Here is a 14,848-nt window from a genome sequence, read left to right on the forward strand (position 1 = left end):
TGTTTCCGACTGTTTCATGATTTTAATGAGTTGTGGCCCGAGATATGCAGTCAAGGGTGAACAACCGCGGTCCGGTAACAGGGTGGGGCATCCCATGATGCGTCTTTGTGCAACCTTACTGATATGTTTATTCAGCAGCCTGAATTCAGTGCACGCCGCGCCTGCGCCGCATCCACACTGGAGCGTCGGCTACCACGAGATGAGCTTTCTCGATCCGCTCGACCTGCAGCCGATGCGTGCCATCGCGTTCTATCCCTCCAGCGAAAAAGAGCACTCCAGCAAACTTGAGGGTTACACGGTCGAGGCCGGTGAAGACACCAAAGTCGCCATGGGCCGCTTTCCCATGCTGATGCTGTCCCACGGCAACACTGGAACCCCACTGGCTTTGCATGACCTGGCCACCTCGTTGGCACGCAAGGGGTTTGTGGTGGTGGCGGTGATTCATCCGGGTGACAACTCCAAGGACCATAGTCGTCTCGGCACCTTGAGCAACCTGTACGGACGCCCGATCCAGATTTCCGAAGCCATTACCGCAACCCTGGGCGACCGGATGCTGGCGCCCTACGTCAATGCCGATCAGGTCGGCGTCATTGGTTACTCGGCGGGCGGGGAGACGGCGTTGATACTGTCCGGTGCGACGCCGGACCTGGATCGCCTGCGCCGTTACTGCCAGGAACGCCCGGACGATCGCGACGCCTGTAACACCCAGGGTGAACTCATCGTCGATCGTGATGATTTGCAACCGGTGGCCGACCCTCGCGTCCATGCATTGATGCTGATGGCGCCGCTCAGCCTGAAGTTTGGCCGCCAGACCTTGGCCGATGTGCATGTACCGGTGCTGCTGTACAGCGGTGACGGCGACAAGCTGGTGCCCATCGACAAAAACGCTGCGGCGTTGGCGCGCAAACTGCCGGTGGCACCGGACTTCAAGTTGCTGGCCGGAGCCGGGCACTTCGTGTTCATGGCGCCCTGCAACGATGAACAGATCGTCATCATGCCGGCGCTGTGCACCGATGCCGATGGCGTCGATCGCGAAGACATTCACCGCAACCTGATTACCGAAGCTGGACGCTTCTTCTCGCGCACCCTTGGAAAAGTGTCCCGCGCCGGCATGCAAACCGCCGATCAGTAGCCGCCCCTGTAGGAGCTGCCGCAGGCTGCGATCTTTAACGTCAAAAGATCGCAGCCTGCGGCAGCTCCTACAAGGGAGTCGTCAAGCCAGTGACCGGTGTTTGAGCAGCACGGCCAGCACCAGCGCAGCCACTGACAACAGCGCGGCAATAAAGAAAATCCACGAATATCCAAGGTTCAACGCCACGGCGCCCATCAACGGCCCGGCAATCGCCAATGCCAGGTCGAAAAACACTGCATAAGCGCTCAACCCCGCGCCACGGCTGGAGTTGGGCACCTGCTTGATCGCCTCGACACCGAGCGCCGGATAGACCAGCGACAGGCCAAAACCGGTCAGGCCGGCCCCGATCAGGGCATAGCCCGTTGAAGGGGCAAGCCAGAGTAAGGCCAGACCCGCGGTTTCGATGGTCATGCAGGCAATGGCCGAAGTGAATCCGCCAAAACGGCTGATGCTGGAAATGAACAGCAGCCGCGCCAGAATGAAGCACACCCCGAATACCGTCAGGCAGTACGCCGCGCCGCTCCAGCCACGGTTGACGTAATACAAGGTGATAAAGGTGGTCAGGGTGCCGTAGCCGATGGACGCCAGGCTCAAACTCGCACCAAAGGGCGCTATGCGTCCAAACACGGCCCAAAAGGGCAGGCGTTCGCCGCGCACCACCGGCACCGACGGTTTGTTGCGGATCAGCAGCAGCGCCAGAGCAGCCAGCAATGACAACGCGATCCCCAGGCTGGTGAACCCCAGTTGATCGACCATCACCACCCCCAGCGGCGCGCCGATGGCGATAGCGCCGTAGGAGGCGATGCCGTTCCAGGAAATCGAACGCGCCGTATGTTCGGCCCCCACCTGGCCCATGCACCAACTGATGGTGCCTACCCCGATCAGGCCTTGGGCGACCCCGAGCAACAAGCGGCCGGCAATCAGGATCACCAGACTCAAAACAGGCGTGCTCTGCAGCAGAGTCGACAGCAACGTCAGCACGCCACTCAGGACAATGCCCGACAAGCCATAAACAATCGCGCGTTTGGTGCCAACAGTGTCGGACATGCGTCCGGCCATCGGGCGGCTGAGCAGGGTAGCCAGGTATTGTGAACCGATGGTGATCCCGGCGATAACCGCGCTGAACCCGAGTTGCTCGTGAACGTAACCCGGCAACACCGCAATCGGCAGGCCGATGCAGAGGAAGGCAATAAAGGTGTAGAAGACGATGGAGACGATCTGCAGGGTGATCGCCATGGAGCTTTGCGGTGGCTGTAGCGGCGCAGACATGAGGGCTCGTTCGCGGGCGGCGGTGGGAGAACTGCATGATGGCGTGGCGGGGGGATAAAAGAAAGCAGGCTAACTATTAAAAGATCGCAGCCTTCGGCAGCTCCTACATTGGAATGCATTTTCCCTGTAGGAGCTGCCGAAGGCTGCGATCTTTTGATCTTCAGGCAATAAAAAGCCCTGTCACAAGGACAGGGCTATTCATTTGAAACTTGCAGCTGCCCTTAGAACACCACACCCTGGCTACGCAGGTAGTCGTCATAGGTGCCGCTGAAGTCGGTCACGCCATTGGGGCTCAGCTCGATGATGCGCGTGGCGAGCGACGATACGAACTCACGGTCGTGGCTGACGAAGATCAACGTGCCCGGGTAGTTTTCCAGCGCCAGGTTCAGCGCTTCGATGGATTCCATGTCCAAGTGGTTGGTCGGTTCATCCATTACCAGTACGTTCGGTTTTTGCAGGATCAGCTTGCCGAACAGCATGCGACCTTGCTCACCACCGGAAATGACCTTGACCGACTTGAGGATCTCGTCGTTGGAGAACAGCATGCGGCCCAGAGTGCCGCGAATGATCTGCTCGCCCTGCGTCCACTGGCCCATCCAGTCGAACAGGCTGACGTCGTCTTCGAAGTCATGGGCGTGGTCCTGGGCGTAGTAGCCCAGCTCCGCGCTTTCGGTCCATTTGACGGAGCCTGCGTCCGGCGTCAGCTCGCCCATCAAGGTGCGCAGCAGCGTGGTCTTGCCGATACCGTTCGGGCCGATGATCGCCACGCGCTCGCCGGCTTCGACGGTGAAGCTGAAGTTCTTGAACAGGGTCTTGCCGTCGAAGCCCTTGGACATCTGCTCGATGGTCACGGCCTGGCGGTGCAGTTTCTTGGTTTGTTCGAAGCGGATGAACGGGCTCACGCGGCTCGATGGCTTGACTTCGGCCAGCTGGATCTTGTCGATCTGCTTGGCGCGGGAAGTGGCCTGCTTGGCTTTCGAGGCGTTGGCCGAGAAGCGGCTGACGAAGGTCTGCAGTTCGGCGATCTGGGCTTTCTTCTTGGCGTTGTCCGACAGCAGTTGCTCGCGGGACTGGGTCGCCGCGGTCATGTACTCGTCGTAGTTGCCCGGGAACAGGCGCAGTTCACCGTAGTCCAGGTCGGCCATGTGAGTGCAGACGCTGTTGAGGAAGTGACGGTCGTGGGAAATGATGATCATGGTGCTGTTACGCGCCGTCAAAATCGTTTCCAGCCAGCGGATGGTGTTGATGTCCAGGTGGTTGGTCGGTTCGTCGAGCAACAGCACTTCCGGATCGGAAAACAGTGCCTGAGCCAGCAAGACGCGGAGTTTCCAACCTGGCGCGACTTCGGTCATCGGGCCGAAATGCTGTTCCAGGGGAATACCCAGGCCCAACAGCAGCTCACCGGCACGGGATTCGGCGGTGTAGCCGTCCATTTCGGCGAACTCGGTTTCCAGCTCGGCCACGGCCATGCCGTCTTCTTCACTCATTTCCGGCAGCGAGTAGATGCGGTCGCGTTCGGCCTTGACCTTCCACAGCTCTTCGTGACCCATGATCACGGTGTCGATCACGGTGAATTCTTCGTAAGCGAACTGGTCCTGGCGCAGTTTACCCAGGCGCACGTTCGGCTCGAGCATGACCTGGCCACCGGAGGGCTCGAGGTCACCGCCAAGAATCTTCATGAACGTCGACTTGCCGCAACCGTTGGCACCGATCAAGCCGTAACGGTTACCACCGTTGAACTTGACGGAAACGTTTTCGAAAAGCGGCTTGGCGCCAAACTGCATCGTGATGTTAGCTGTAGAAATCAAAGGTTTTTCCTGCGAAGCATTCAGAGTAGCGAGGGTGCGGGAGTACCGCGCTTGGCCCGAATCGAAGTGCGCTGAGGCCGGGGTATTCCCGTCATCAACCAAGGGGGCGCGTAAAGTTTGGCGGCGATTGTACTGGTCTGGCTCTTTAAACGATAGGGCAATAAGGCCGCAACCACGGTTTGCCCGCATCAGTGGACAGATTTTCACATCTGAAGGCTAACAATTGGTTACAACCAGTGGCTAAAATGCCATCTTTCAACTCATTCCGGTAATGGGTACCCGGACCAATGTTTTGTTTTCAGACGCTGCACAAGTCCCGCAGGCCGCTGGTCTGGCAGAGGGGGCGCAGTTTGTTCATTTCTGACGTGTGATGATTTCCGTGAAACTCTTCATTGCCGCTATTTACGTTGTTTCTATCGCGTATGTGCACTTGCGCGGACGCGTACGCCACAAGCTGGGCCGCCAACTGAGTGATCACTCGACGTTTCTCGCGCCGATCAATTGCTTCCTTTATCTGTTTTCCAAGCTTCCCAACAAGGCTTACCTTGATCCGGCTGACTTTCCCGACCTGAGCCCCTTGCAGACTCACTGGGAAGAAATCCGCGCCGAAGGCCAGAACCTGCTGCGCGCGGGTGAAATCAAGCGTTCGAATCAGTACGACGATCTGGGTTTCAATTCGTTTTTCAAGACCGGCTGGAAGCGCTTCTACCTCAAGTGGTATGGCGACAGCCACCCGTCGGCCATGAAGCTTTGCCCGCGTACCACTGAACTGGTGAAGAGCATCGGCTCAATCAAGGCCGCCATGTTCGCCGAGCTGCCGCCGGGCTCCAAACTGGTGCGCCACCGTGACCCGTACGCCGGCTCCTATCGTTATCACTTGGGCCTGGAAACGCCCAACGATGCCGGGTGCTACATCAATGTCGATGGCGAGAACTATTACTGGCGTGACGGTGAAGCGGTGATGTTCGATGAGACCTACATTCACTACGCCGAAAACACCACCCAGCAAAATCGCCTTATTCTGTTCTGCGATGTCGAGCGACCGATGAAGTACCGCTGGGCAGCCGCGTTCAATGGCTGGTTCAGCCGGTCAGTGATGTCGGCTGCCGGCGCGCCAAACGAGGCGGGCGACAAAACCGGGGGGCTCAATCGTCTGTTCAGCAAAATCTATAAGATCCGGCTGCGCGGAAAGGAACTGAAGAAGCGCAATCGCAAGCTCTATTACTTGGAGAAGTGGGCAATTTTTGGTGGTTTGCTGGCGGTCTTTGTCCTGATCTGAGGGCCTTAACCTCTGTACTTGTAGGAGCGAGCATGCTCGCGATGGACGCCAGAGCCCGCGGGGAGCCAGGCACCCAGCGTCATCGTTTTCCACCATCGCGAGCATGCTCGCTCCTACAGAGGCCATTTGCTGGCCTTTTTCTTGGCTGCAGGCTTTGCCCTGCCATCCAGACTGCGCCTGAGCAATTCAGTCAATTCAATCACAACCGCCGTCTTGCGTGCTTCTTCCCCTGAATCCGTTTCAACATCCTCGATCTTGCCCTCATACGCCTTCCTGCCCACTAGCCCCAGAGCCAATCTGCAATAAAAGTTCCAGCGGTTTGCCATTCGTCCGGAGCGCTGGAAAAAAACGTCGTGTTACATCTGCTCATGGAGGTTTTGATTAACAAATTCGAACCCTGGGCGTAGCGTGTTATCGAAGTCCCCACACACGCACGTCGAAGAGGCACCCCATGAAACGATGCGTAAGCGGCGTCATCCTGCTGGCCTTGAGCAGTACGTTTGGTCAACTGGCTCACGCGCAAGACCCACTGCCACAAACACCGTTGCAGGTCGCCCAGAGTCTGCCGAACAGTGGCAACAACAATCCCTACAACAGCCCGATTCGGCGGGCCAACCCCAATAGCATGCAGGGCACGCAACCCAGCGCTCCGGCCATTCGAAGCCCGAACACCGTGCCTGTGCCACGACCACCGACCCTTGATAACGGCGGGATCGGCAACCGATATCCGCAAAGTCAATCGGCGCCTGCTGGAACCCCAAAATTCATCCCCAATCCAGCGCCCCGCAATTGAGTGGTCGGGTAACCGTCCCATGACATAAGGAACCGTGCATGTTGCGACCAACCCTCCTGGCCACTGTTTGCGTCAGCTTATTGATCACCACCACGCTGCCTGTTCTGGCAGCACCCTCCCAAGACATGGAGAGTGAACAGGGCACCCTTGAGGTCACACCAATCGTTGAGGGATTGGCGCATCCTTGGGCACTGGCGTTTCTTCCTGACCGCACGGGCATGCTGGTAACTGAACGGCCCGGTAACCTGCGGGTAGTGAGTCCCGACGGAAAACTCTCTGCGCCCATCAACGGTGTACCCGAGGTCTGGGCCAAAGGGCAGGGGGGGCTGCTGGACGTGGCGTTGTCACCGGATTTCAAGCAGGACCGTACGATCTACCTGTCGTACGCTGAAGGTGGCGGTCAGGGCGGTAAGGCCGGCACGGCCGTTGGTCGCGGGCAGTTGTCCGAAGACCTGATGAGCCTGAAGAACTTCACGGTGATTTTTCGCCAGGCGCCCAAGCTTTCGGTCGGCAACCATTTTGGTTCACGGCTGGTGTTCGACCGCAACGGTTTCCTGTTCATTACCCTGGGTGAAAACAACGATCGCCCGACGGCCCAGGACCTCGACAAGCTGCAAGGCAAGATCGTGCGGATTTACCCGGATGGCAAAGTACCGGACAACAACCCTTTTGTCGGCCAGCCCGGTGTGCGACCGGAGATTTGGGCCTATGGCATTCGCAATCCGCAAGGCACGGCGCTCAACCCCTGGACGGGCGCACTTTGGGAAAACGAGCACGGCCCCCGAGGCGGTGATGAGGTCAACATCATCGAGCGCGGCAGGAACTACGGTTGGCCAATGGCCACCCACGGCATCAACTATTCAGGTCAGCCAATCCCGGAATCCAGAGGGAAAACCGTCGAAGGCACTGTCGGGCCGCACCATGTTTGGGAAAAGTCTCCCGGCCTGAGTGGCATGGCGTTCTATGACGCAGATCGATTCAAGGTTTGGCAGCACAATGCATTCATCGGCGCATTGGTAACCCAGGAACTGATCAGATTGCAATTGGACGGTGATAAGGTCGTTCATGAAGAACGTTTGCTGGGTGAACTCGACAAGCGCATCCGTGATGTGAGGCAGGGGCCGGACGGGTATCTGTATGTGCTAACCGATGAAGAGAATGGAGGGTTGTACAGGATCGGCCTGAAATAAACCGTCGCCCTGTAGGAGCTGTCGAGTGCAACGAGGCTGCGATCTTTCAAAGAAGCAAAATCAAAAGATCTCAGCCTTCGACAGCTCCAGATCTGCCAATAGGCCATTGACTTGCCATCAACGCCCGGCTAATTTCTGGCCATGACTTTTACCGTATTGCGCTGCCAGCCAAGCATTATTACCGCCATTCCTCATTTGGCGGGCTAGCTCACGACTGCAGCACCCAACCCGCCCTAGAGGCGGGTTTTCATTTTCTGTCTCGGGGTTCTGATCAATGTCAGGAGACGATCATGACCAGCACGCCCGCGCAACATTCCCTGCTTGAGCACTACGTTAAAAAAATCCTTGCCGCGCCGGTCTACGAACTGGCTGTGCGCACACTGCTGCAAACGGCACCTGGGTTGTCTGAAACGTTGGGCAACCAGATCCTGCTCAAGCGCGAAGATTTGCAACCGACGTTTTCCTTCAAAGTCCGTGGTGCCTACAACAAACTGGTGAACTTGAGCGTTGCGCAAAAGAACCGCGGCGTGATTACCGCTTCGGCCGGAAACCATGCCCAGGGCGTGGCACTTGCCGCTCGGAAGTTGGGTATCGACGCTACGATCGTCATGCCAGCCACTACGCCGGATTTGAAGGTGCAAGGCGTACGCAGTCGAGGTGCTGAAGCGCTATTGCATGGGGATAGCTTTCCGTTTGCCTTGGCCCATGCATTGGCGCTGGTAGAGCAAACCGGCAGAACCTTTGTGTCGCCTTTCGACGATCCGGATGTGATTGCCGGGCAAGGCACAGTGGCCATGGAGATTCTCCAGCAGCATCAAGGTGTGCTGGACGCGATATTCGTCCCAGTGGGCGGTGGGGGATTGATTGCCGGCATCGCTGCGTACATCAAATACCTACGGCCGGAGGTGCGCATCATCGGCGTCGAGTCGGAGCATTCCGCCTGCTTGAAAGCCGCGTTACAGGACGGTGAGCGCGTGGTCCTGCCAACCGTGGGCACCTTTGCCGATGGTGTAGCGGTCGCGCAAATAGGTGCTCATGGTTTCGAAGTGTGCCGGTTTTGTGTCGATGAAGTGCTGACGGTCAGTAACGACGAGCTTTGCTGTGCGATAAAGAATATCTACGACGATACGCGCTCGATCACCGAACCGTCTGGCGCTCTGGCTGTGGCCGGGATCAAGCAATACGTGGCGCGCAGCGGCGTCAGGGGAAAGACACTGGTGGCCATCGACTCGGGGGCGAATATCAATTTTGATAGTTTGAAACACGTGGCCGAGCGCGCCGCGTCTAGCGATGCGCTGGCTTGATGGGGGGCAGGGCACGGTAAAACGGGTTACTCCATGACGGCTTTGTCGACCTGGCTCGACGCCGACCAGATTCGGTAGCGTACCTCGACGTCCTTGGGTGCATAGATCACGATGGGCAGCTTGCTGTTGTAACGCAGCGTGAAGCCATCACCGACCACCGGAACGAAGTCCTGCTTGCTCTTGCCGTCCGGACAGGCCATCAGCGTGCTCATCGGGCCGGTGACTTTTTCCAGGCGGTAGTACGGATAACCCCAGCCCTCAAGGTTTTTCTCTTCCAGAACGCCACCCAGACGTTGGCGGTTGCAATCAACCGTCAGGGTTTTTCCAGCGAGGATCTCGACTTTGAAGTTTTCCTCCTGGGTTTGTGGGGGCAGGTGAATGGCCTGACGGGTGAAGCCGGCTTCGGCTTTTGGGTAAGGTGCGACCTTCTCCAGTGTTGACGCTTGGACCAGGCCCGATAGTGCAGTCAGGGCAAGGCCGATGGATAGGCGATTGATTAAAGAGTTCATGATGCCTCCTTGCGTTTAAGAAGAGTGGCGAGTGTTCGCCAGGCGCGCATTTTTACTGCCGTTGGCGGCGGATGCAAAATTTAATGTGTTTGCAAAATGCAGGACCTCCGCAAACTTGTCTTGCAAATTGCATGGCAATTGTTAATGGGTTGTTACATAAAACCTTGATTTACCGATGAACAACCGGGCGCATTTGAGGGCATGTTTTATGCTCTATCTGTTCTCAAGCTGACCAGGATTTCAAACGAGCGGGCGTCAATGATTGATTGGCAATCACATAAAAAAGGAGAGGGTCCCCATGTTTCTTTCTGCCTTGGAACTACGCAATATCATTGAAAGCAGTTTTCTACCGAAACGCTGCCAATGCACGCTGTCGCCGGAATTGTCCATGACGGTAAAAGTGTACGCCGATGGGGAAACCGATCAGTTGGACCTTTTCAAGACCGGTATCGATGCCCGGCAACTCAATGGCTGCCGGGAAATCAACGAATTGATTGCGATATTGCGTACCGATCTTGCACATCACTACGTGGAACCGGTGCACAGTCAGGCTATGCGCAAGGCGCTTTAACCTGCGGTTTCCAGTTCAACTGATACGCGCCGGGTCTGGAAAAAAGCCAGGCCCAGCGCCAGTTCCATTGCCACGGCAAGCAAAATACCCGGCCCGGCATGACCATTGAGCCATTCGCCGAAGCCCAGTATCGCCAGGCCCCAGCAACCGAGCATGAAGCCGTTACTCAGCGCGCTGCGGGTGGCGGAGGGGGCTTCGTTGCGTGCCAGATAGAACATCACACCCAATGCTGCAAAAAGCACGGCTGTGCGTCGCGCGATCAACCCCGTCGTCAGTGAGTACTCGCTATCCCAGGTGGCCAGCATCCAGTCGGGCACGAAGCCCCAGACCAGCGCCAGGAAGAAACACAACACGGCGGTGAACGTCGATAACGTTCGAAAAGAAAACTGCATGGCGAATCCTTGCGGCAGTGAGGGACTAGAGCATAGCGCCAGAACCCTCACGCGAATACCGCAAGGTGATATTTCAGATTTTTCCGTCAGCTCTGATAGTTGCACGCATCAGAAAGTTTTCGGTAATTGAGTTCTGCAGGTTTTCCCGATTGCTCATCGATGTACGTCATTGTCGCCGTGACCACTTTGCATTCCAGGGTGTCGGGTTCTGTCAACGAAAGGACCTTGCCGACATGCAGAGGCATGCCGTAGTGGTAAGAAGGGATGGCTTGGGATGAGGCGGATTCATCGGCTTGAGCCAATGCGGTCAGCGGGGCACAGACAAGGGCAACGGAAACGAGCAGGGCGCGCGAGTTCATGGTGCGATCTCCAGTGCAGGCGGTTATCAGCTCGACATGGCGTCGAACTTGCCGCACTGGTCATCAGAGGACTCTGAAGGCGTGCGGTCCAGTTAATATTGGACTGCACGATTAAGAATTGGTTAACGCGCCGCAATGCCACCTGTCGCTTTGCCACTACCGTTCGGCGGCAATGCCTCCTGAAGGCGTGAGCCCGCTCGCGATGGTCGTGAATGATGGCGCGTGAATCCAGATGCCCAGCGGCGCCCGTTCGTATTTCGCGAGCATGCTCGCTCCTACAGTTAGAGCCTTCCGACTAAAGTCGACTGCAAGGTCAAGAAGCCTTCTGCCATCATTGCCGTTCACCCCCGCGTGTTCACTTCCCCGGTCAGCCACTGATCCGGGCGAAGGCTATTTTTGGCTGCGTGCGCCCCGGCGTTCACGCAGCACTGTTGGAGTTTTTCATGCGTCCCCCCTTTACCTTGATCACCGCGCGCCAGTCACTTGGCTTCGGCGCTTTAGTGCTGTGCGCCGGTTTTACCGGGCCGACTCAAGCGAGCGGTTTTATCGATGACACTCAGGCAAACATCGAATCGCGTACGGTGTATTTCAATAGAGATTTTCGTGACGGACACACGTCCAACGAGCAGGGCGCTTCAAAGCGCGAGGAGTCGGCCCAGGGCTTCATCCTCAACCTGCAATCGGGTTACACAGAGGGCACGGTAGGGTTCGGCGTCGACGCATTGGGCATGCTCGGGATCAAACTTGACTCCAGCCCTGACAGCAGCAACAGCGGCCTGTTGCCCTCCAGCGGCAGCAACCCGCGTGGTTCGGTGGATCAGTACGCCAAGCTCGGCCTCACCGCCAAGGTGCGCGTCTCGCAAAGCGTGTTGAAGTACGGCGCGTTGCTGCCGGATGTACCGCTGCTCAAGTACAACGATGGACGCCTGCTGCCGACGATGTTCAACGGCGCGATGCTCACCTCCAGAGAAGTCAAGGATCTGTCCTTCATGGCCGCGCGCCTGGACAAGTACACCGCCCGGGATTCCACCGATTCCCAGGACATCCGCGTGCACTGCAAGAACAAGCGTTATGCCTGCAATATCACGGCCGATCACTTCGATATGTACGGTCTTGACTACAAGATCAATGAGCGGCTGACCGCGCAATATCACTATGCCGAACTGGAAGACATCTACCGCCAGCATTTCTTCGGTTTGCTGGCCAGCCAACCGCTAGGCAGCGGCTTGCTCAAGGCTGATATGCGCTTGCTCAAGAGTGCCGACAGTGGCGCCGCACGCGCCGGCTCCATCGACAACCGCGCCCTGAGCGGGATGCTCGCCTACGCCATCAGCGGTCATACGTTCAGTGCCGGTTGGCAGCGCATGAACGGTGACAATTCGATGCCGTACCTGGATGGCACCAACCCGTACCTGGTCAACTACGTGCAGGTCAACGATTTCGCCGCCGCCCAAGAGCGCTCGTGGCAGTTGCGCTACGACTACGATTTCAAAGCCATCGGTCTCAACGGCCTGACATTCTTGACGCGCTACGTGAACGGCGATCACGTCAAGGTGCCGGGCAGCGATCAGGAAGGCAAAGAGTGGGAACGCGACAGCGAACTCAAATACGTGGTGCAGACCGGGACGTTCAAGGATGTCAGCCTGCGCCTGCGCAATGCGACCTACCGCACCAACTATGAGCAGTTCGCCCGGGACGTGGATGAGACCCGGTTGATCGTCAGCTACAACTTTTCGGTGCTGTAGCGCCTGACAGAGCGCCTTCGCGGGCAAGTCGGGTCGCCGCATCGCTCGCTCCTACAAAAGCGCGTAAATACCGTAGGAGCGAGCGATGCGGCGACCCGACTTGCCCGCGAAGGGGCATGCAAATCAGCGAAGATCCAACTGGTGCCGATACGGTAAATCCGGCCCGGTCTTGCCGCAGGTCAGCGCCGCCGCCTGCACTGCAAACCTCACCATCGCATCGATCTGCTCACGATTCAGCCGTTGCAAACCCTCGACCGAATCCAGCTGATGCTCGGTCAACCAGGCAATCACCGCCGCCTGGAACGTATCGCCAGCGCCCACGGTATCGGCAATCTTCACCTCACAGGCCGGCACCGACCACGAGCCATACACCCGGCTGAACACCGTCGCGCCTGCACCGCCACGGGTCAGGAACACCAACTGACAACGGTGTTGCAACCAGCCGTCGACGACCCGCCCAGGATCCTGCTCGGGATACAGCAGACTCAAATCCTCATCGCTGACCTTGATCAAGTCCGCATGCTCGACCAGGGTGGTGATCCGCGAGCGCCACAACTCGATGTTCGGCTCGGGATTGAGCCGCACGTTCGGATCAAGGCTGATCAGGCGCTTGCCGCTTTCTCGCCGTACCAACGCCAGCAAAGTGTCGGCGATCGGTTGCACCACCAGCGAAAACGAGCCGATGTGCAAGCCATGCACTTCAGGCCCCAGCTGCGGCAGATGCTCTGGTTTCAGCTGTCGATCCGCGCAACCTTCGCCGCGGAAACTGTAGTGCGGCGAGCCATTGGCGCCGACCGCAACCATCGCAAGGGTCGTGGGTGCGGCGAAATCCAGCAAATAATCCGTACCTACACCTTCATCCTGCAGCACCTGCAGCAAGCGCCGACCCAGGTGGTCGGTGGACAATCCGGCAAGCAGTGCCACGTCCACGCCCAAGCGACGCAAGCCCACTGCGACGTTGAATGGCGAACCACCGGCAATGGCCTTGAAATTCACTTTTGAAGCCAGACCACTGGCGTCGTTTTCACTGAAGAAATCGAACAGCGCTTCCCCACACACCAAATACATAACTGTTCACTCTCTAAAGGGTTGCGACATGTTTTCGATAGCGCTCATAGGCCTGTTGCGAGGTCCATCGCGAGCAGCGCTCGCTCCTACAGGCGATTCTTCGCTTCGATCCACTGCGACATGTATTGCGTGCTCTTGTGGTGATGATGACGCAGCATGCTGCCGGTGAAATTGTCTCGGCGGATAGCAGGCAGGTTTTGCAGGCTGTGCTCGATCCGGCTGACCAATGCCGGACCATGAACCTTGTGTTGGTAACGCTTGGCCAGTAGCTCAAAGCCTTGCGTTTGAGCCTGCAGCCAGCGTGTTCTGTCCTGATACAGCTGCACGGCGTTGCCGGCGAATTCTTCAGCCGTACAGGTAATCGCGCCGGGCCACGCTTCCTCGCCGTGCATGCCTTCTGCGCCAATCGGCGTGGTGACGTTAGGTGTGCCACAGAGCATCGCATCGACGATCTTGCCCTTGACCCCCGCACCGAAGCGCAACGGCGCCAGGCATATCCGCGCCGCCGACATGACTTGCAAGGCGTCTTCGGCCCAGTTCATCACATGAAAACCCTGGCTCGCATTGTGTAACGCGGTGGCCTTGGGTGGCGTGTAAGCGCCGTAGATGTGCAACTGAGCGCTGGGAAGCCGCTGGCGGATCAATGGCCACACGGTGGTCTTCAACCAGAGCACCGCATCCCAGTTCGGCGCATGGCGGAAGTTGCCGATGTGCAGAAAGTGCGCGCGGCCTTCGAACGCCACGGGTGGGGCACTCGGCAGATCGACCATCAGCGGGCACCAATGCAGCAGGTTGCGCGGCACATTGAACTGCTCGACCAGCAACTCGATTTCCACTTCGGAGATCATCAGGTTCAGGTCGCAGCGATAAATCGCCGCGATCTCCCGTTGGGCCAAATCGGTGTCGGCCATGAACTCGAACTCTTCGCGCAGTGCCGGTGCGAACAATTCGTTGAAGTCATTGGCATCGTCACTGGCTTTCAAGCGTTGCTTGAGTCGCTGATGCCGGGCATCGCGCAGGCTTTGCAGGTCGGAGCTCTCAAGTACGCGCAGTGCACCGGGGCAGTGTTTTTCAACACGCCAGCCGAACTGTTCTTCCATCATGAAACGGTCGAACACCACCACATCCGGGGCCAGTTCGCGGATGAAGGTGTCAAATCCGCTGTCATTCAACTCGATTGGCACTTCGTTAATGCCCAGCGTGGCGAGGTCTGCGCGATGTTCGCCGCTGCGAGCTGGGCTGCTGAAGGTGATGTCCCAGCCTCGCTCCAGAAAGCTCTCGAGGATTTGCATCATGTGCCCGCCAGCCGCCGAAGAGCGGGGCTCGGGCCAGACGTAACCAATGACCAGGACTTTGGTTGCGTGGGGATGACTCATTGGGGGCTATTCCTTGGGGCGGGCAGGGCAGAACGGGCAGGGGGGCAATTAAA

Annotated in this window: 14 protein-coding genes and 1 pseudogene; 7 read left to right on the forward strand and 8 right to left on the reverse strand. The window is 58.0% G+C overall.

Annotation, left to right across the window (positions count from 1 at the left end):
* The first annotated feature begins 94 nt into the window (after positions 1-94).
* Positions 95-1,132, forward strand: coding sequence for an alpha/beta hydrolase family protein (locus ABTV22_RS13775; RefSeq protein WP_433740915.1), 1,038 nt, complete (start codon positions 95-97; stop codon positions 1,130-1,132).
* Positions 1,133-1,213: 81 nt separating this feature from the next.
* On the opposite strand, the gene ABTV22_RS13780 is transcribed toward ABTV22_RS13775, so the two are convergent.
* Both ABTV22_RS13780 and ABTV22_RS13785 read right to left on the reverse strand, forming a co-directional pair.
* Positions 1,214-2,401, reverse strand: a complete 1,188-nt coding sequence (locus tag ABTV22_RS13780; RefSeq protein ID WP_433740917.1) for an MFS transporter — start codon at positions 2,399-2,401, stop codon at positions 1,214-1,216.
* A 221-nt stretch (positions 2,402-2,622) separates the two neighbouring features.
* Positions 2,623-4,209 carry an ABC-F family ATPase gene (locus ABTV22_RS13785; RefSeq protein WP_090321229.1) on the reverse strand — a complete coding sequence of 529 codons (1,587 nt, stop codon included), beginning with the start codon at positions 4,207-4,209 and terminating at the stop codon, positions 2,623-2,625.
* 379 nt (positions 4,210-4,588) lie between these two features.
* Here ABTV22_RS13785 and lpxO point away from each other — a divergent pair, with 379 nt between their 5' ends.
* The gene (gene lpxO / locus ABTV22_RS13790; protein WP_433740920.1) at positions 4,589-5,488 is read left to right on the forward strand and encodes a lipid A hydroxylase LpxO; all 900 of its coding nucleotides are present in this window, start codon (positions 4,589-4,591) and stop codon (positions 5,486-5,488) included.
* A gap of 113 nt (positions 5,489-5,601) precedes the next feature.
* Here lpxO and ABTV22_RS13795 read toward each other — a convergent pair.
* Positions 5,602-5,778: pseudogene (locus ABTV22_RS13795) on the reverse strand (Ku protein); the annotation flags it as partial.
* A gap of 161 nt (positions 5,779-5,939) precedes the next feature.
* On the opposite strand from ABTV22_RS13795, the gene ABTV22_RS13800 reads away from it, so the two are divergent.
* From ABTV22_RS13800 to ilvA, 3 genes are all read left to right on the forward strand, one after another.
* On the forward strand, positions 5,940-6,281 hold the full coding sequence (locus ABTV22_RS13800; RefSeq protein ID WP_433740922.1) for a hypothetical protein: 342 nt from the start codon (positions 5,940-5,942) through the stop codon (positions 6,279-6,281).
* 38 nt (positions 6,282-6,319) lie between these two features.
* Complete coding sequence (locus ABTV22_RS13805; protein ID WP_433740923.1) at positions 6,320-7,471, forward strand: PQQ-dependent sugar dehydrogenase; 1,152 nt, start codon at positions 6,320-6,322, stop codon at positions 7,469-7,471.
* Between the two features lie 290 nt (positions 7,472-7,761).
* Entirely contained in the window at positions 7,762-8,775 is a 1,014-nt protein-coding gene (ilvA, locus tag ABTV22_RS13810) for a threonine ammonia-lyase, biosynthetic (protein ID WP_433740925.1), read from the forward strand.
* Positions 8,776-8,801: 26 nt separating this feature from the next.
* On the opposite strand, the gene eco is transcribed toward ilvA, so the two are convergent.
* On the reverse strand, positions 8,802-9,284 hold the full coding sequence (eco, locus tag ABTV22_RS13815; RefSeq protein ID WP_433740927.1) for a serine protease inhibitor ecotin: 483 nt from the start codon (positions 9,282-9,284) through the stop codon (positions 8,802-8,804).
* Between the two features lie 298 nt (positions 9,285-9,582).
* Between eco and ABTV22_RS13820 the strand changes: the two genes are divergently transcribed.
* Positions 9,583-9,855 carry a DUF1652 domain-containing protein gene (locus ABTV22_RS13820; protein ID WP_433740928.1) on the forward strand — a complete coding sequence of 91 codons (273 nt, stop codon included), beginning with the start codon at positions 9,583-9,585 and terminating at the stop codon, positions 9,853-9,855.
* Here ABTV22_RS13820 and ABTV22_RS13825 read toward each other — a convergent pair.
* Positions 9,852-10,247 carry a hypothetical protein gene (locus ABTV22_RS13825; protein WP_433740930.1) on the reverse strand — a complete coding sequence of 132 codons (396 nt, stop codon included), beginning with the start codon at positions 10,245-10,247 and terminating at the stop codon, positions 9,852-9,854. The two genes, ABTV22_RS13820 and ABTV22_RS13825, sit on opposite strands and share 4 nt — an antisense overlap.
* An 86-nt stretch (positions 10,248-10,333) precedes the next feature.
* Complete coding sequence (locus ABTV22_RS13830) at positions 10,334-10,606, reverse strand: DUF2790 domain-containing protein (protein WP_433740932.1); 273 nt, start codon at positions 10,604-10,606, stop codon at positions 10,334-10,336.
* 443 nt (positions 10,607-11,049) lie between these two features.
* Between ABTV22_RS13830 and ABTV22_RS13835 the strand changes: the two genes are divergently transcribed.
* The gene (locus ABTV22_RS13835; protein ID WP_433740933.1) at positions 11,050-12,351 is read left to right on the forward strand and encodes an OprD family porin; all 1,302 of its coding nucleotides are present in this window, start codon (positions 11,050-11,052) and stop codon (positions 12,349-12,351) included.
* A gap of 123 nt (positions 12,352-12,474) precedes the next feature.
* Here the strand turns inward: ABTV22_RS13835 and ABTV22_RS13840 are convergent, their stop codons facing one another.
* Positions 12,475-13,419 carry a carbohydrate kinase family protein gene (locus ABTV22_RS13840; RefSeq protein WP_433740935.1) on the reverse strand — a complete coding sequence of 315 codons (945 nt, stop codon included), beginning with the start codon at positions 13,417-13,419 and terminating at the stop codon, positions 12,475-12,477.
* Between the two features lie 86 nt (positions 13,420-13,505).
* Entirely contained in the window at positions 13,506-14,795 is a 1,290-nt protein-coding gene (locus tag ABTV22_RS13845) for a glycosyltransferase (RefSeq protein ID WP_433740937.1), read from the reverse strand.
* Between the last annotated feature and the right edge of the window lie 53 nt (positions 14,796-14,848).

The sequence above is a fragment of the Pseudomonas putida genome, from assembly GCF_050990305.1.
Taxonomy (GTDB): domain Bacteria; phylum Pseudomonadota; class Gammaproteobacteria; order Pseudomonadales; family Pseudomonadaceae; genus Aquipseudomonas; species Aquipseudomonas putida_AH.